At 68.5% G+C, this 16,081-nt stretch carries 16 protein-coding genes; 8 read left to right on the top strand and 8 right to left on the bottom strand.

Translation table 11 applies throughout. The features are described 5' to 3' along the window. Positions 1-51 precede the first annotated feature (51 nt). Together DV709_RS09295 and DV709_RS09290 are read right to left on the bottom strand one after the other, a co-directional pair. On the bottom strand, positions 52-1,191 hold the full coding sequence (locus tag DV709_RS09295) for an inorganic phosphate transporter (RefSeq protein WP_117593909.1): 1,140 nt from the start codon (positions 1,189-1,191) through the stop codon (positions 52-54). A 66-nt stretch (positions 1,192-1,257) separates the two neighbouring features. Next, positions 1,258-2,448: an inorganic phosphate transporter gene (locus tag DV709_RS09290; protein ID WP_117593907.1), complete on the bottom strand. Its 1,191-nt coding sequence runs from the start codon at positions 2,446-2,448 to the stop codon at positions 1,258-1,260. A gap of 155 nt (positions 2,449-2,603) precedes the next feature. On the opposite strand from DV709_RS09290, the gene hisA reads away from it, so the two are divergent. Then, complete coding sequence (hisA, locus tag DV709_RS09285; RefSeq protein ID WP_117593905.1) at positions 2,604-3,326, top strand: 1-(5-phosphoribosyl)-5-[(5-phosphoribosylamino)methylideneamino]imidazole-4-carboxamide isomerase; 723 nt, start codon at positions 2,604-2,606, stop codon at positions 3,324-3,326. A gap of 108 nt (positions 3,327-3,434) precedes the next feature. Here the strand turns inward: hisA and DV709_RS17720 are convergent, their stop codons facing one another. After that, entirely contained in the window at positions 3,435-3,599 is a 165-nt protein-coding gene (locus tag DV709_RS17720) for a hypothetical protein (protein ID WP_157972697.1), read from the bottom strand. 167 nt (positions 3,600-3,766) lie between these two features. On the opposite strand from DV709_RS17720, the gene hisB reads away from it, so the two are divergent. After that, positions 3,767-4,360 carry an imidazoleglycerol-phosphate dehydratase HisB gene (hisB, locus tag DV709_RS09280; RefSeq protein WP_117593903.1) on the top strand — a complete coding sequence of 198 codons (594 nt, stop codon included), beginning with the start codon at positions 3,767-3,769 and terminating at the stop codon, positions 4,358-4,360. A gap of 22 nt (positions 4,361-4,382) precedes the next feature. Here the strand turns inward: hisB and DV709_RS09275 are convergent, their stop codons facing one another. After that, entirely contained in the window at positions 4,383-4,937 is a 555-nt protein-coding gene (locus DV709_RS09275) for a putative glycolipid-binding domain-containing protein (RefSeq protein ID WP_117593901.1), read from the bottom strand. Positions 4,938-5,000: 63 nt separating this feature from the next. Next, positions 5,001-5,846, bottom strand: a complete 846-nt coding sequence (locus tag DV709_RS17715; protein WP_157972696.1) for a hypothetical protein — start codon at positions 5,844-5,846, stop codon at positions 5,001-5,003. Positions 5,847-5,942: 96 nt separating this feature from the next. Between DV709_RS17715 and DV709_RS09265 the strand changes: the two genes are divergently transcribed. The 5 genes from DV709_RS09265 (at position 5,943) to DV709_RS09245 (ending at position 9,311) form a co-directional block, all read left to right on the top strand. Then, the gene (locus DV709_RS09265) at positions 5,943-6,446 is read left to right on the top strand and encodes an ACT domain-containing protein (protein WP_117593896.1); all 504 of its coding nucleotides are present in this window, start codon (positions 5,943-5,945) and stop codon (positions 6,444-6,446) included. Positions 6,447-6,475: 29 nt separating this feature from the next. Next, positions 6,476-6,988 carry a hypothetical protein gene (locus DV709_RS09260; protein WP_157972695.1) on the top strand — a complete coding sequence of 171 codons (513 nt, stop codon included), beginning with the start codon at positions 6,476-6,478 and terminating at the stop codon, positions 6,986-6,988. A 58-nt stretch (positions 6,989-7,046) separates the two neighbouring features. Next, the gene (locus tag DV709_RS09255; protein ID WP_117594213.1) at positions 7,047-7,676 is read left to right on the top strand and encodes an IMPACT family protein; all 630 of its coding nucleotides are present in this window, start codon (positions 7,047-7,049) and stop codon (positions 7,674-7,676) included. Between the two features lie 58 nt (positions 7,677-7,734). Continuing rightward, positions 7,735-8,889 carry an NAD(P)/FAD-dependent oxidoreductase gene (locus DV709_RS09250; RefSeq protein WP_117593893.1) on the top strand — a complete coding sequence of 385 codons (1,155 nt, stop codon included), beginning with the start codon at positions 7,735-7,737 and terminating at the stop codon, positions 8,887-8,889. 68 nt (positions 8,890-8,957) lie between these two features. Beyond that, complete coding sequence (locus DV709_RS09245) at positions 8,958-9,311, top strand: hypothetical protein (RefSeq protein ID WP_117593891.1); 354 nt, start codon at positions 8,958-8,960, stop codon at positions 9,309-9,311. Between the two features lie 22 nt (positions 9,312-9,333). Here the strand turns inward: DV709_RS09245 and DV709_RS09240 are convergent, their stop codons facing one another. The 3 genes from DV709_RS09240 to DV709_RS09230 form a co-directional block, all read right to left on the bottom strand. Further along, positions 9,334-12,042, bottom strand: a complete 2,709-nt coding sequence (locus DV709_RS09240; RefSeq protein ID WP_117593889.1) for a TRAP transporter permease — start codon at positions 12,040-12,042, stop codon at positions 9,334-9,336. Further along, entirely contained in the window at positions 12,039-12,542 is a 504-nt protein-coding gene (locus DV709_RS09235) for a DUF1850 domain-containing protein (protein ID WP_117593887.1), read from the bottom strand. Before DV709_RS09235 ends, DV709_RS09240 begins: the two co-directional genes overlap by 4 nt. Positions 12,543-12,644: 102 nt before the next feature. After that, positions 12,645-13,760, bottom strand: a complete 1,116-nt coding sequence (locus DV709_RS09230) for a TAXI family TRAP transporter solute-binding subunit (protein ID WP_117593885.1) — start codon at positions 13,758-13,760, stop codon at positions 12,645-12,647. Between the two features lie 172 nt (positions 13,761-13,932). On the opposite strand from DV709_RS09230, the gene DV709_RS09225 reads away from it, so the two are divergent. After that, positions 13,933-15,996: a S9 family peptidase gene (locus DV709_RS09225; protein ID WP_117593883.1), complete on the top strand. Its 2,064-nt coding sequence runs from the start codon at positions 13,933-13,935 to the stop codon at positions 15,994-15,996. Positions 15,997-16,081: the final 85 nt, after the last annotated feature.

Raw genomic sequence — 16,081 nt, 5'->3', positions numbered from 1 at the left:
GTCGTGTGGTGGTTCGGGCCACAGGAACCGGAACTCGGAGTCGACCGGCGGTTACAGCGGGGCGAACGTAAAGAGCAGAAACGACGCAACCGCCGACAGCGACGGGGTGAGAATCCAGAAGAAGATGACCCGTCCGGTCGTCCCGGGGTCGAACAGGTCGTTGGCGGTGAGGTCGTCGCTCTCGTCGCCGACGCGCGGGACCTCCTCCTGCCGTTCGGCCGCCAGCGCGTTCACCGACACCTTCGGGCCCTCGCCGCGAACCGCCTGCCCGAGCGTCACCGTGCGGGTCGCCCGTCCCCACCCGAGTCCGACGATGCTCATCGTCGCGCTCACCGCGAGACTCGCCGGGATGCCCAGAGCCGACAACACGGTGATGAGCGTGGCGCTGACGACTTCGACGATGAGCGCCGCCAGGATGGGGAGGTCGGTGAGGTCGTTGCCGACGGTGTCGAGCGTCCGCCGCGCGATGGTGAACGCCCCGAGTGCTATCGCGCCGCTCGCCAGTAACACGCCCTGGTCGATGGGGACCGCGCCGTTGCCGACCAGCGGGGCGACGGCGTTCGCGACGTTCGACGCGCCCGCCGAGAACGCCATGTAACAGGCGATAACGACGACGAGCACCGCTCCGACGAGTTCGCGCAGCGTCGTCCCCGGGCCGAGGCGAGGCAGCGGCGTGTACTCGACGAGCGGCCCGTCGCTGCTGTCGATGACGAACCGGGCGTCGAGGTGCGGGTAGACGTAGCGACCGATGACGGCGCAGACCCAGAAGGCCAGAATCGGCGCGACGATCCACCACGAGACGATTTCGAGCATCTTGGGCTGGTTCAGCGTGTCGGTCGCCAGTCCGAGTCCGGCGATGGCACCGACGGCCGTCATCGACGTGGAGGCGGGAACGCCGAAGGTGTTCGAGACGAGCAGCGCGAGTCCGACGAACAGCAAGACGGCGACGCTGGCGGCGAGGGTGAACTGGCTCTGCGGGACGATTTCGCCGCCCATCGTCTCGACGACTTCCCGCCCGACGGTCCAGCCGCCGAGCAGCGCGAACACCGCCATCAACGCGGCGGCGACGAGTTTGTTCACCACGCCGCTGCCGACGGCGGGACCGAACGCGACGCCGGTGGAGGAGCCACCGATGTTGAAGCCGACGAAGACGGCGACCAGAACGCCGACGACGAGAAGCGCTTCTACCACGGTAGGGGGATACTCCCGTTCGACTGTTAAGCCGTCCGCATTCGAGCGAACGACGTGAGAGCCGAGTTACACGAAGGGCACGAACCGGAAGACGATGTAGGCCGCGGCGGTCGCGAGCGCCGGGACGAGATTCTGTAGCAAGACGATTCGAGCTGTCGTCGCCGGTCGGTACAGTTCGGCCGTCGCCGCCGTCTCCGTGGGCGCGAGCGGCGGTTCCTCGGTCAGTTCGCCGGCCGTTCCGAACCCGGTCGCGGCCGCCGCCGACTGCGCGGACACCTCCGTCGACCCGGTCGCCCCAGGTGTTCCGACGCCGGTGGGGGGCGTACCCGGGAGCGTCGTCCCTTCGGCGCGGGTCGCTCGCCCCCAACCGAGTCCGACGATGCTCATCGTGGCGATGACGACGAAACTCGCCGGGATTCCGAGCCCCGAGAGGACGGTGACGAGACTCGCGCTGACCGTGGCGACGACCAGCGCCGCCGCCAACGGGAGGTCGGTGAGGTCGTTGCCGACGGTGTCGAGCGTCCGCCGCGCGATGGTGAACGCCCCGAGTCCGATGGACCCCGCCGCGAGCAGGATGCCCTGGTTCATCGTCAGCGACCCGTTGCCGACCAGCGGGGCGACGGCGTTCGCGACGTTCGACGCGCCCGCCGAGAACGCCATGTAGCAGGCGATGGCGACGACGAGCGCCGTTCCGCCGAGTTCGCGCATCGTCGTGTTCGGTCCTAACTTCGGTCGGGGGGCGAACTCCAACAGCGGCCCTTCGGACTGTCTGACGGCGATTCGAGCGGCGATTTCGTCGTAGGCGTAGCGGCCGACGACGGCGCTCACCCAGAAGCCGACGATGGGTGCGACGAACCACCACGAGACGATCTCGAGGACGACGCCCGTGTTCAGACGGTTGGACGCGAGGCCGAAGCCGGCGATGGCGCCGACGGCCGTCATCGACGTGGAGGCGGGAACGCCGAAGACGTTCGAGGCGAACAGCGCGAGCCCGACGAAGAACAGCATGGCGATGCTCACCGACAGCGTGAACGGGTCGCCGGTGACGATGTCGCTGCCGAGCGTATCGACGACGCGACGGCCGACGGTCCAGCCGCCGAGCAGCGCGAACACCGTCATCAGGCCACCGGCGGCGAGTTTCGACACCGCACCGCTGCCGACGGCGGGTCCGAACGCGACGCCGGTGTTGGAGCCGCCGATGTTGAAGCCGACGAAGACGGCGACGAGAATCCCGGCGGCCAAGAGGAGGGTCGACACGCTACGATGGTTCGCGTGAAACCCACATAAGCGTCCGGTTCCGGCGCGCTCGTCGTGTTCGGGCGCGAACAGGTGTCCGACTCGGTCGGCCGAGTGTCGTCGGCCGAGTGTCGTCGACCGAGGCGTTTTACTCGCCGTGGCCCGCAGCGTCGGCTATGAGACAGTTTCCCGAGTTCGAGGTCGTGCCGGCTGTCGACGTGCAGGACGGCGAGGTCGTCCAACTGGTCCAGGGCGAACGCGGCACGGAGAAGCGATACGGCGACCCCGTCGAGGCGGCCCGCCGATGGGTCGACGAGGGCGCGGAGACGCTTCACCTCGTGGACTTGGACGGCGCGTTCGAGGGGCAGCGCGAGAACGCCGCGGCCATCGAAGCCATCGTGGAAGCGACGGACGTCGACGTGCAGGTCGGCGGCGGCATCCGAACCGCGGCGGACGCGCTCTCGCTGCTGGACGGCGGCGTCGACCGGGTCATCCTCGGCACGGCGGCCGTCGAAAATCCCGACGTCGTCGGCGAGATAAGCGACGAGTATCCCGACTCGGTGATGGTGAGCCTCGACGCGAAAGACGGCGAAGTCGTCGTCTCGGGGTGGACCGAGGGGACCGGATTGGACCCGGTGGAGGCGGCGGGCCGCTACGAAGCGCTCGGCGCCGGAGCCGTCCTGTTCACCGACGTCGACGTCGAGGGGCGGTTAGAAGGCGTGCAGGCGGACCGAGTCCGCCGTCTCGCCGACGCGGTCGACATTCCGGTCGTCGCCAGCGGCGGCGTCGCCACCGTCGACGACGTGCGGGCGCTCCGCGAGGCGGGTGCGGCGGCCGTCGTCGTGGGGACGGCGCTGTACGAAGGACAGTTCACGCTCCGCGAGGCGATGTCGGCGTAACGTTGTCCGTCAGCGGCGGAACCGACAGCGTCCGTGACGGAACTGGCAGTGTCAGCGACGGAATCGGCAGCGGCGGCGACGGAGCCGGCGCTGCCAGCGATGGCACCGTCAGTGACGGAACCGGCAGCCGACGCCGCGTTCGAGCGCGTCGACGGTGCCGACGGCCGCGAGCAGGACGAGGACGACACCGAGCACGACGCCGGTGAACGTCATCGAGGAGACGAACAGCACCCCCACGACGAGTGTGAGCGCTATCGTCAGTTCGCGCTTCATCGGTGCTCGCCGAGAAACACTTCAGACATATCAAAAGGTAGCAGACGGCCGTCTGCCTCGCGTCAGACGAGTGTAATCTCGGTGTCGGGTTGTGAGCGTGGCCGCGGTGACGCGTCGCGGGTGTGTGAGAGCGCAACGGTGATACGCGCGGCGTCCGAGGTGCGAGCATGAGCGACCGCACGGCCGCCGTGTTCCGCGAGACGGCGGAGACCACCATCGACCTCACGCTCGACGTCGACGGCACCGGCGAGGCCGACGTCGACACCGGCATCGGCTTCTTCGACCACATGCTGACCGCGTTCGCCAAACACGGCCTCTTCGACCTCGACGTGGAGTGCGACGGCGACCTGCACGTCGACGACCACCACACCGTCGAGGACGTCGCCATCGTGCTCGGCGAGGCGTTCGAGGACGCCCTCGGCGACAAACGCGGCATCGTCCGCTACGCCGACCGGAAGGTGCCGCTGGACGAGGCCGTCGTCGGCGTCGTCGTCGACGTGAGCGGCCGGCCGCACTTCGACTTCGAGGGCGAGTTCTCGCAGGACCGGATCGGCGACTTTTCGAGCGACATGGCGCGGCACTTCGCGTACTCGCTGGCGATGAACGCCGGCCTGACGCTCCACGTCGACGTCGAGCGCGGCGTCAACGCCCACCACGAGGTCGAGGCGCTGTTCAAGGCGCTCACGCGGGCGCTCGACGACGCGACCCGCATCGACGAGCGCCGCGCCGACGACACGCCGAGCACGAAAGGCGAACTGTGAGCGCGGAACCGGAACGTCCTCCTCAGTCGGTCCGTCGGAACAGGTCCGGGTAGTCGCGGACGACCCCCTCGGAGTCGACCGGAATCTCGGCCGAAAAGCCGCTCGTCAGGCTCTCGTAGCGGAAACGGCCGCCGTCGGCGTCGACCGGGTCCAGACAGGTGTACCGCTGCTGGACCGCTGAAACCTCGAACGCCGGAACCGAGACGTACACCATCGAGAGCGTCGCCGACTCGCCGGAAGCGAGGTTCAGCCGGCGAATCGGAAGCGCGTTCGTAAACGGCGTCGCCGAGATGTCCACGTCCAGACAGCCGTCGAGTTCGGGAATCGGCGCGCCGTCGCCGTCGGTCCACCGACCCTCGCCGTCCGCGGCGAGTTCGAGACCCGCCTCACCGTCGAACGACTCGACCGACACCGAGCGGACGCGTCCGTCGGCGTCGCAGTCGAGCGCGTACCGAATCCGGAAGCGGCCTCCCTCGTCGACGCCGAGGACGACCGAGTCGGCCGACAGCGGCCCGGTTTCGTACCGCAGATGTTCGAGTCCAGCGCCGTCGTCGGGTTCCCACAACACGTCGTTCATACTCGAATCGCGCGGACGAGCGCGAAAACGCGTTCGGTCCGTCGCGGGAGGGGGACTCGGGGCTCAGTCGCGGTGTAACTGTCCGTTTCGCTCGGCGAGCACGCCGCGGTCGACGGCGTGGTCGAGAATGTCGCGGACCTGCGAGTCGTCGAGGTCGTACGCGCCCGAGGCGAGCGACTCGATCTCCGCGCGGTCGACGGGGAACTCCCGATTGGAGAGCAGCCGCATCACGGTTCTGAACTCGGCGGGTTCCTCGGCGCGTGCGGCCGCGTCGTTCTCGTCGTAGTCAGCGTCGTCCTCGTCGTAGTCAGCGTCGTTCTCGTCGTGGCCGGCGTCGTCGCGGTCGTTTCCTTCACTGCCTTCGTCGGGGTCGACGCTCGCATCGCTCCCGTCGCTGTCGGGAGCGGACGTGGCGTCGTCGCCATCGTCGTCGTCGTTCGTCCCCTCGCCGACCGGCGTCCCGATAGTAACGCCCTCGGCGTCGAGCGCGAGCGGGTCGTCGAACCCGGTCGTGTCGATGGCGTCGCCCGGCGACGGTACCGTAGGCGTCTGTTCCGGGTCCGGGTTCGACTCCGTCTGTATCCCCTCGTCGGGTCGGGCGTCGTCGGTGGCGTCGGTGGTTTCGGCAGCGTCGTCAGCGTCGGCGGTGTCGGTGGCGTCGGTGGTTTCGACAGGTTCCGGCGACGGGGACGACGCGTCGGGGGTCGAAGAGCCGCTCGCCGGTTCAGCGCCGCCGAGCACGTCGACGAGCGGTTCGAGGACAGTGCCGAGTTTCTGCCGGCAGGTCGTACAGAGCACGACCGTCCGCTGCTGGTCGTCGGTCGGGTCGAACCGCGGCGGGACGACGGCGAGTTCGGTGAGGCCGTCGCCGAACGTCCCGCAGAAGTAACACGAGTCGAGGTCGGCCATACGCCAGACGCGCGGGCCGGCGGCTAAAAACCAACGGCGCGGCCGGCGGAGACGGCCACAACTAAGACCGCGAGGCGCGCAGGCACTCGCAAGCGAATGTTCGACGAAATCATGGAGAAGTTCGAGGGGAGTCCGAGCCAACAGGCGGTCATCCGTCTGCTCCTCGAACGCGGCTTTTCGGTCAACGACGAGGGACGCGTCGTCTCCGGCAGTATCGAGATTCCGAACACCCAGATCGCCCGCGAGATCGGCGTCGACCGCCGCGTCATCGACTCGACGACGGAGGCGGTTCTCGCCGACGACGACCTGCGGCCCATCTTCCAGAACATCAGCGCCATCCCGAGTCTGTTGAGCCTCGCGCCCGTGCTCGACTTGGCCGCGCTGACCGTCGAGGTCGGCGACGCCGACGAACCGGGTATCGTCTCGACGATCACGACGCTGTTGGCCGACGAGGGCATCAGCATCCGCCAGACGATAAGCGAAGACCCCGAGTTCACCGACGAGCCGAAACTGTACATCGTCACCGACGACCCCATCCCCGGCGACCTGCTCAACGAGATCTCGGCGCTCCCGTTCGTCCGCCGCATCAGTCTCGCCTGAGTGGTTCGGGGCTCGAACGCCGACCGGCGATGAACAGCGTAATCTACCCCGAGGGGCCAAAAACGCGCATGGACAAGCCGACGGCGGTGCGGTCGAGCGAGCCGACGACCACCGAGAGCGCGGGCGTCACCGTCACGCGCCTCGTCGCCGGGCAGGCGGCGTTCGTCGCGGCGACCATCCACCTCTGGTGGGGGTTCCCGCGGCTGCTCGCCTACCTGCAGGCGGGGTCGTTCGCCGACCCCCGACCGTACCTGTTCGTCCCCTCCGGACTGCTGCTTCTCGGCGTCGTCGGCGCGATGCTGCTCGGCCGCCGCGACCGCGCGCTGTACGCCCTCGCGGCGGCGGTGCTCGCCGCGTACGTCCTCGGCTACGCCTGGTGGCATCTCGGCGACCACGGCGGCCTCGTCCCCGGCGGACACGCCCAGGGACCGCTCGCGACCATCCTCGAACACCTCCTCGAAGAGCCGCGCGACTTCGTGTCGATGTTCGCCGAACTGGTCGGTGTCGGCGCGTTCGCGGCCCTCGTCGGCCTCGACCGCTGAACCGGACCGGTGGAACGACAGAGACAACCCTTTCTCCCCGCGCCCCGCGCACACGACCATGACCGACGCCTATCGCACCGTCGCCGGGCGGGCGAGCGCGCAGTTCGAGGTCCGCGGCTCGGAGTTCATCGGCTACGTCTCCCCCGCCGACGGCGTCGACGCCGCGGAGGCGTTCGTCGCCGAAATCGAGGAGAAACACCCGGACGCAACCCACAACGTTCCCGCCTACCGCGTCCCCGCGGGCCCCGCCTCGGCGTCGAACCCGGGTGACGTGATGCTCCGGGAGTACCAGAGCGACGACGGGGAACCGACCGGGTCGTCGGGGAAGCCGGCGCTGAACGTGCTCGTCCAGCAGGACATCAGAAACGTCGTCGCCGTCGTGACGCGCTACTACGGCGGGACGAACCTCGGCGTCGGCGGCCTCGCGCGGTCGTACTCCCGCGCCGTCAAGGAGGCCGTCGAGGCCGCGGGCGTCGTCGAGGAACTGCCGCACGAGACGTTCTCCGCGGAGGTCGAGTACGACGACTCGGGGACGGTCCGCGGTATCCTGGAGAGCGCGGGCGTCGAGTTCGACGCCGACTACGAGGAGTCGGTCCGATTCGAGGTCCGGGTGCCCGTCGACGACGCCGACGCCCTCAGGGAGCGACTGCGGAACGCCACGAGCGGACGGGTCGAACTCGGAGGGTGAGCACTCGCGCAGTTCCGCCAACGACACACTCACGGCGGCGGGTTACGTCGCCCGAAACATGACCGAACGAGACGAGACGGACGGGGCGTACGAGGCTATCGTCGTCGGCGGCGGCATCGTCGGCGCGTCCGCTGCCTACCATCTCGCCCGCGAGGGGTGCGAGACGCTGCTCGTCGACCGGCGCGACGAGGGGAGAGCGACCGACGCCGGCGCGGGCATCCTCTCGGCGGCGACGAGCAGTCGCGGCGGCGACAGCACGTGGTTCGACTTCGCGACGACGGCCGTCGACTACTACGGCGAACTCGTGGCGGCGCTGGAAGCGGAGCAGGACGGACCGCACGGCTACGCGAAACGGGGGCTGCTGAACGTCGCGTTCGACGCCGAGGAGGCCGAACAGTACGACGAGGTGCTCGCGCGCATCCGCGAGCGACAGGCCGCCGGCGAACCGCCCGCCGAGGGGACGGTTCACGAACTCAGCTCCGAGGAGGCCCGCGAGCGCTTCCCGCCGCTGGGCGAGTCGGAGCGAGCGTTCTACTACGACGACGCCGCCCGCGTCGACGGGCAGACGTTCGAGGGGGCGCTCCGCCGCGCGGGCGAGAACCACGGCCTCGATACGTTGGAGGCGAGCGTCGAGTCGCTCGTCGTCGACGGCGACGAGGTGACGGGTGTCGTCGTCGATGAGACGGAACTCGCCGCCGACGCCGTCGTCGTCGCGGGCGGGGCGTGGTCGAACGCCTTCGGCGCGCAGTTGGGCGTCGAGATACCGGTCGAACCGCAGCGCGGCCAGATCGTCCACCTGGACCTCGACGCCGACACCGAGGGCTGGCCTATCGTCAGCCCCTACCGCCACAAGTACCTCGTCTCGTGGGACGACGGCCGCGTCGCCGTCGGCGCGACCCGCGAGACGGGTGCGGGGTTCGAACCGAAGACGACCGTCGAGGGTCTGCACGACGTGTTCAGCGAGATTCTCCGCGTCGCACCGGGACTCGCGGACGCGTCGCTTCGGGAGGCCCGAGTGGGACTGCGACCGCTCGCCAAGGACGGACTGCCCGTTCTGGGCGAGGTGCCCGGCGTCGACGGCGCGTTCGTGGCGACGGGCCACGGACCGACCGGGCTCCAACTGGGGCCGTACAGCGGCAAACTCGTCGCCGACGCGGTCCGCGGCGAGGACGCGACCGGGGAACTCGAACCGTTCGGCGTCGACCGGTTCTGAGGCCGAGCGGGAAGTGAGAAGGGGTCGTCGTCTGAACACTTATATCGACTGTCCGAAAAGCGGGACGCATGCTCCTCCAACTCGCGGGAAGCGAAGCCTCACTTCCCGAATACGCGCCGGAACTGGCGTTCGTCGTCCTGCTCGCGTTGGTCTCGTTCGCGGCGACGTATCTCGTCGTTCGGACGCTCTCCGTGGCGTTCGTCCGATGGACGGTGCGCGACGCACGGTCGCGTCTCGGAGCGGTCGGGACGACTGCCGCGAACGCGTTTTCGGTTCTTGTCGCGCTCGGCGTAGCCACCGGCATCGCCGGGTTCGGGTCGTTCGGACCGCTGTTCTCGCTTCTCGCCGTCGCCGGTCTCACCGCGTTCGCGGGCGTCGCGTACCGCGTCGAGCGGTCGCTGACGAGCGGACAGCGGTCGTAGAATCGGGAAAAGAAAGCCGCTCTCAGTCGGTCGTCGGCGACGCCGACGACGGTTCGGCGCGCTCGCCTTCCATCTGCCGCCGGTTCAGAAGCGTCAGCGCCCCCAACAGCACGCCGCCGACCGCCCGAAGCAGCAGGTCGAGCGTCAGTATCTCGACGCCGACGCTCATCCCGGCTCCCGAGAGAATCGTGAACAGCGGGTCGAGGAGCATCTGCGGCGCCATGAGCAGAATCGAGGAGACGGCGAACAGCGAGCGCTCGGCGCTGCCGAGCGGCGAGTAGAGATAGCCGATGATAGTCGGACCGAGCGCGAACACCCCGAGGAACAGCCCGACGATGGGGACGACCACCTCCGGGACGAAGTAGCCGAGGTCGGCGACGTCGGCGAAGTTGATGATGTGGTACTGCTCGGTGCTCTCGCCGCGGATGAGCAGGATGCCCGGCGCGAAGACGAACGCGAACGGGACGATAGCCTTGTTCAGAGAGAGCGTGAACGCCTCGACACCCGTCTTGAACGGGTCGGACTTCGCCACGCCGGAGGCGGCGTAGGCCGCGACGGCGACCGGCGGCGTGATGTCGGCGATGACGCCGAAGTAGAGGATGAACAGGTGCGCCGCCAAGAGCGGGATGTTCGCCAGTTCCGAGATGGCGCCGCCGAGCAGCGCGACGAGGATGATGTACGTCACCGTCGTCGGCATCCCCATCCCGAGGATGATAGAGGAGATGGCCGTGATGACCAGGAGGAGGATGAGCGACCCGCCGGAGACGGCCTCGATGAGCGCGACGAGGTTCGGGCCGAGACCGGAGACGCTGATGACGCCGGGGATGACGCCCGCGGCGGCGACGGCGACGACGACGACCGTCGCGGTTCTCGCACCGGACTCCATCGATTTGAGCACGAACGTCCCGAAGCGGTAGGCGTTGTTGTCGGCGAGCGAGCGGCGGCCGAGCGCGTCCGCCGTCTTCTCCGCCGAGTCGTCGACGGCGGGGTCGTACTCCAGGAGCGGCGACGGGAGTCGCGGTCGCGCGACGAGGAACGCCGCGCTGACGAGCACGATGATGGTGCCGAGCTGTCCGGCCGCGGCGTCGAGCGCGGCGCGGGGCGCCATCCCGCCGGTTCCCGCGCCGGTCAGCGCGCCGACGATGCCCGCGCCCGTCAACAGGCGCGCGACCGCCTCGGCAGCGAACAGCGCGGCGATGGTCCCGAGAAGCGGGACGCGCGTCCGTTCGTTGTAGGTGGCGACGAGCGCGATGAGCGCGATGATGGCGACGATGGTGTACCACGCCGACCGCGACACCGAGTAGCGAATGCCGATGAGGTAGACGAGCAGCAGCGCGATGGGCGCGAGGTAGTACCAGCCGCTCCGCAGGTGGCTGCCGACGGCGACGAGTTCGGAGGGGTCGACGCCGCCGATGCCCTCGCGCGACGCTTCGAGGTGGACCATCACCCAGACGCCGAAGAAGAAGACGATGGCGGGTATCGTCGCGGCGACGATGACGGTGTCGTAGGAGACGCCGACGAACTCGACGATGAGGAACGCCGCCGCGCCCATCACGGGCGGGAGAATCTGCCCGCCGGAGGAGGCGGAAGCCTCGACGCCGCCGGCGAACTCCGGTCGGTAGCCCGAGCGCTTCATCAGCGGGATGGTGAACGCGCCCGTCGTGACGGTGTTGGCGATTGAGGAGCCGCTGATGGTCCCCATGAACCCGCTGGAGAGGATGCTCGCCTTCGCGGGACCGCCCTTGCGCGACCCGGTCATCGAGTACGCGAGGTCGATGAACCACTGGCCCGCGCCGCTCATCTCCAGGAACGCTCCGAAGAGGACGAAGATGTAGATGTAGCGGACGCTCACCTCGACGGGGACGCCGAAGACGCCGTTGGCGGTGTTGTACCAGAGGTTCTGAATCACCGAGTCCCACGACGCCGAGGGCGTCGAGAGGATGCCGAGATACGGTAGGTCCTGCGGGATGTTGCCCGCGTACCGCGCGTAGAGGATGAACGTCGAGACGATGACCATGAGCAGCGTCCCGAGCGTCCGCCGCGTGGCTTCGAGCACGAGCAGGACGCCGATAGCGCCGAGAACGAAGGCGTACGAGACCTCGTCTATCGGGACGCCGAGCGCAGCGACGGCGTCGACGAGCGGCGCGAGAAAGGGGTACATTTCGCCGGTGGTACGCCCGGAGCCGAGTCCGAGCGCGCGCATCGTCTGGATCTCCTCGTAGTCGGTGATCATGTACGCCGCCGTCAGCGCCGACAGGAAGACGAGCACGAGGTCGACGGGCGTCACCCGCCGCCGGGACGGGTCGGCGATGGCCCAGCGGACGCCCGAGCGGACGCTCGTCGCCGCCCGCGTCGCCGGATGGTCGGCCCCGTAGCTGCGTTCGAGTCCGGGGACGACCCGGGAGAGTCGCCGGGAGAAGAACCCGCCGCTCGACGTCGCCGGGTAGAGCATGAACGCGAGGACGAGCGCGAACACGACGTGAATCGCGCGGATCTGTAGCTGTTGGAGCGCGGCGAGGCGCACCGAGCCGACGACGGGCAGCGTCAGCTCGAAGATGAACCCGCGCGCGGCGAGCCACATCTGAAACGCCGAGAAACAGATGCCGATGAACGCGACGGCGACGGCGGCGGCGCCGCGGAGGTTCCGTTTTCGCTCCAGTTCGTCGATGAGTTCCTGCTTCTCCTCCTCGGAGAGTTCCTCTTCTTCCGGTGGGGTGTCGTCGACGGTCATGGTATCATCTGTTGGAGTATACTGCGGTGTTCGACGTGAATCCGTACGGTGTCGCCGTTCGAGCGCGAAACGAGGTCGTACGTCTCGTCGCCGACGCGGAGCCGGTGGCCGGCGACGTCACCGGGCGAGACGTACAGCTCCGTGAGACGGACGTCGTCGGGTCTGTGGACGAACGTTCCGTTCTCGCGGGTGACGTTCGCCTGTGCCGGGAAGCCCCAGCCGTACGACGCGAACTCCATGCGCGTCATCACGAGTTCGTCGCCGCGGACCGCGTACACGTCGCGGACGGGACTGCCCTCGACGCTGTGGTTGTACGCGAGCGTCACCGTCGTGTCGTTTTCGACCGGCGCGGTGAGCAGCCGTTCGCCGGTGTCCGCGTCTTCGACGACGACCGCGCGGTCGGGTTGCGTCGCCACCGCGCCGCCGGCGAGAACGAGTGCGAGCACGGCCAGCGACGCGAGTGCGACCCCGACCGACCGACGACCGGAGCGGTCGCTCATGGACGGTGCGAAGAACGCAGAGTCGGTCGAAAGTGCATCTGTACGGGTCAAGAGACCGCACTGTTGTGTGCGGTCGTCCGAGCGAAGTCGGGCCGGGTGCGCTTAGTTCGACTCGTTGCCGCTGGTTTCGTTACCGCTGGTTTCGTTACCGCTGGTTTCGTTGCCGCTGCCACCGGTGCCGGCGGAGTCGAAGTACGCCTGCGCGCCGGGGTGCAGGTCGATGGACATCCCGTCCTGTGCGGTGTCGACGGTGATGAACTCCTGTTTGATGTTGATCTCGTCGGTGTTCTCGAAGATGGCTTCGGTGACCGACTGGACGACCTCCTCGGACTGCTCCTCGTTGGTCGCGATCATCGCCTGCACGGCGACGGTCTGGACGGGTTCGTCGATGCCGCTGTACGTGCCGGCGGGAATCTCGTCGTCGGCGAAGTACGAACCGGCCTCTTTGACCTGCTCGCGCGCGTCGCCGGATATCTCGACGATTCGGATGTTGCTGTTGTTCGCGAGGTCCTCGATGGCACCGACCGGCCAGCCGCCGACGACGAACGCCGCGTCGACGTCGCCGTTCTGGATCTGCTCTGCGGCCTGCGAGAAGTCGGTGTTCTGCTCGGTGTAGTCCTGGATACCGACCGCTTCGAGAATCTGTCGGGCGTCGACCTGCGTGCCGCTGCCGAGGTCGCCGGTGTTGATGGTCGCGCCTTCGAGGTCCTGCACCGACTGGATGTCGGAGTTGCCGGGCGTCACCACGTGGATGGTCTCGGGGTAGAGCGTCGCCACGCCGCGGATGTTCGGGATGGCGTTCCCCTCGAACGCCTCGATACCTTCGCCGTTGACCGCGAAGTACGCGACGTCGTTCTGCAGGAGCGCGAAGTCGGCGTCGCCGTTACCGAGACTGCCGGCGTTCTCAACGCTGGCACCCGTCGACTGCACCTGCAGGGTGTAATCGGTGTTCGCCTCGACGACGCTCTTGAACTGATTCGACAGCGGGTAGTACGTGCCGCCGGTGCCGCCGGCGTGCCACGTGAGTTGGGTGTCGCCGCCGTTTCCGCCCTCGGAGTCCGTCCCCTCGCCGTCGGTGTCGTTTCCGGTGTCGTCGCCGCCGGTGTCGTTGTCGCCGCCGTTTCCGCCGTTTCCGCCGTCGGAACAGCCGGCGAGGCCGACGAGGCCTGCCGCACCGGTCGCAGCGATGAACTTCCGCCGATTGAGATAGCGAGCCATACATCAGAATGTCGTCCAGAGATATATATCACTAACTGTAGTCCAATGTCAACTAATCTCATGCATACCTGAACGTCTCGAACTGTTAACAAGATTTCAAGAGCCGTTCTCACCACCGGCGGACCGTTCCTGCTTCCGAAGGCTATTCCCGAGCGGGTACGAGAGGCGCGGTATGCGACGCGTCAGCGCTGCCGACTACCACGACATCGCCAAACCGGAGAGCCCTCGACTGTCTCCGGGCGGCGAGCAGGTCGCCTTCGTCCGGAAGGTGCCGACAGACGACGAATCGTACGAAGCGACGATCTATCTCGTCCCCGCCGACGGCAGCGACGAGCCCCGCAGATTCACCGTCGACGAGGGCGTCGACAGCCAACCGCGGTGGAGTCCGAGCGGCGACCGCCTCGCGTTCGTCTCGACGCGCGGCGACGGCGACGACCGCCCGCAACTGTGGGTCGTCCCCACCGACGGCGGCGAGGCCCAGCAGGTGACGGACGTCCCCGGCGGCGTCAGCACGCCCGAGTGGAGTCCCGACGGCCGTCGAATCGCGTTCGTACAGGCGACGACCGAAGCGGAGCGCGAGGAGCAACTCGACCTGAGCATCGCCGACGAGGAGGAGTACGAACGCGAGACGCCCGACCCGCGGGTCGTCGACCGCCTCGTCTACCGCCAACTCGCCCGCTACATCGACGGCACCCGCGGCCACGTCTACGTCGCCGACGTCGAATCGGGCGACGTGGAGCGAGTCACCGACGGCGACTACGACCACGGCAGCCCCTCCTGGAGCGACGAGACGACGCTGTACTACACGTCGAAGCGTACCGAGGACCCCGACGACAACGTCTACGTCGACGTGTTCGCCTACGACACCGAGGCGAACGAGGAGGAGCACGTCCTCCAGACGACCGGGTGGGGGACGGGTCTCGCCGTCGCCGGAGACGGCCGCGTCGTCTACGCGCGGACCCCCGAGGACCGCACCTCGATGCGACAGACGGACCTCGAGCTGTTCGACCCCGAGTCGGAGGAGACCACGGTACTGACCGCCGACATCGACCGCACCGTCGGCGCGGTCGGCTTCCAGTGGGACCCCGACGAGGAGTTCGTCTACTTCGTCACGCCCGACGAGGGCGACTACGTCTGTCGCCGCGTCGACGACGCGGGCGCGGCGATCGAAGTCGTCGCGGGCGACGGCCACCTCACAGACATCTCCGCGGGCGACGAGGCGGTCGTCTACGCGAAGAGCGAGTGGGACCACCCGGGCGACGTCTTCGTCTCCGTCGACGGCGACGAGACGCGACTCACCGAACTCAACGCCGACTACCTCGCCGACATCGAGGTGGGCGAACCCGAGGAACTGCGCTTCGAGTCCGACGACGGCGTCGAGGTGCAGGGCTGGGTGCTGACGCCGCCCGACTTCGACCCGGACGGTAGCGGAGAACCGTCCGGTCCCGCGGACGAAAGCGAAACGTACCCGCTGGCCGTCGAAATCCACGGCGGCCCGCACGCGATGTGGTCGACGGCGGGGACGATGTGGCACGAGTTCCAGACCCTCGCCGCTCGGGGCTACGTCGTCTTCTGGTCGAACCCGCGGGGGTCGACCGGCTACGGCGAGGCGTTCGAGATGGCCATCGAGCGCGACTGGGGCGACGTGACGATGACCGACGTGATGGCGGGCGCGGAGCTCGTCGCCGAGCGCGACTACGTCGACGCCGACAACGCCTTCGTCACCGGCGGGAGCTTCGGCGGCTTCATGACCGGCTGGATCGTGGGTCACACCGGCTTCTTCCGCGGTGCGGTCGCCCAGCGCGGCGTCTACGACCTCTCGTCGTTCTACGGGTCGACGGACGCGTTCAAGCTGGTCGAGTGGGATTTCGGCGCGAAGCCGTGGGACGAACCGGAGTTCCTCTGGGAGCAGTCGCCGGTCGCCCACGCCGCGAACGCGACGACACCGACGCTCGTCGTCCACGCCGACAACGACTTCCGCGTCCCCGTCAACAACGGCGAGATGTTCTACCTCTTCCTGAAGAAGAACGGCATCGACACCCGCCTCGTCCGCTACCCGCGCGAGGGCCACGAACTCTCGCGGTCGGGCGAGCCGGGCCACGTCGTCGACCGAATCGAGCGCATCGCCCGCTGGTTCGACGGCTACTCGGACCACCACGACGTCCCGCCGGCGTTGGAGCGCGGCGACGACGGCCTCTCGGCTGGAAGCGACGGAGACGACGAAGACGACGAGTAACGGGGGCGGGGAGAACAGAGCGTTTCCCGGGCGCTCCACGGGACCGTTTCGACAGGAACGCGCCCGCGTCAGACGTGCTCACCGT

It is taken from the genome of Haloprofundus halophilus, assembly GCF_003439925.1.
Classification (GTDB): domain Archaea; phylum Halobacteriota; class Halobacteria; order Halobacteriales; family Haloferacaceae; genus Haloprofundus; species Haloprofundus halophilus.
The sequence above is the reverse complement of the archived record's forward strand: the minus strand, read 5'-3'. Positions and strand labels throughout refer to the sequence as shown.

Excerpts from the sequence above, each read along its gene's own strand:
- hisB (WP_117593903.1), top strand. The coding sequence starts at position 3,767 with ATGAGCGACCGCACGGCCGCCGTGTTCCGCGAGACGGCGGAGACCACC.
- DV709_RS09240 (WP_117593889.1), bottom strand. The coding sequence starts at position 12,042 with ATGACCGTCGACGACACCCCACCGGAAGAAGAGGAACTCTCCGAGGAG.
- DV709_RS09235 (WP_117593887.1), bottom strand. The coding sequence starts at position 12,542 with ATGAGCGACCGCTCCGGTCGTCGGTCGGTCGGGGTCGCACTCGCGTCG.
- DV709_RS17720 (WP_157972697.1), bottom strand. The coding sequence starts at position 3,599 with ATGAAGCGCGAACTGACGATAGCGCTCACACTCGTCGTGGGGGTGCTG.
- DV709_RS09225 (WP_117593883.1), top strand. The coding sequence starts at position 13,933 with ATGCGACGCGTCAGCGCTGCCGACTACCACGACATCGCCAAACCGGAG.
- DV709_RS09260 (WP_157972695.1), top strand. The coding sequence starts at position 6,476 with ATGAACAGCGTAATCTACCCCGAGGGGCCAAAAACGCGCATGGACAAG.
- DV709_RS09275 (WP_117593901.1), bottom strand. The coding sequence starts at position 4,937 with ATGAACGACGTGTTGTGGGAACCCGACGACGGCGCTGGACTCGAACAT.
- DV709_RS09230 (WP_117593885.1), bottom strand. The coding sequence starts at position 13,760 with ATGGCTCGCTATCTCAATCGGCGGAAGTTCATCGCTGCGACCGGTGCG.
- DV709_RS09265 (WP_117593896.1), top strand. The coding sequence starts at position 5,943 with ATGTTCGACGAAATCATGGAGAAGTTCGAGGGGAGTCCGAGCCAACAG.
- DV709_RS17715 (WP_157972696.1), bottom strand. The coding sequence starts at position 5,846 with ATGGCCGACCTCGACTCGTGTTACTTCTGCGGGACGTTCGGCGACGGC.
- hisA (WP_117593905.1), top strand. The coding sequence starts at position 2,604 with ATGAGACAGTTTCCCGAGTTCGAGGTCGTGCCGGCTGTCGACGTGCAG.
- DV709_RS09255 (WP_117594213.1), top strand. The coding sequence starts at position 7,047 with ATGACCGACGCCTATCGCACCGTCGCCGGGCGGGCGAGCGCGCAGTTC.
- DV709_RS09245 (WP_117593891.1), top strand. The coding sequence starts at position 8,958 with ATGCTCCTCCAACTCGCGGGAAGCGAAGCCTCACTTCCCGAATACGCG.
- DV709_RS09250 (WP_117593893.1), top strand. The coding sequence starts at position 7,735 with ATGACCGAACGAGACGAGACGGACGGGGCGTACGAGGCTATCGTCGTC.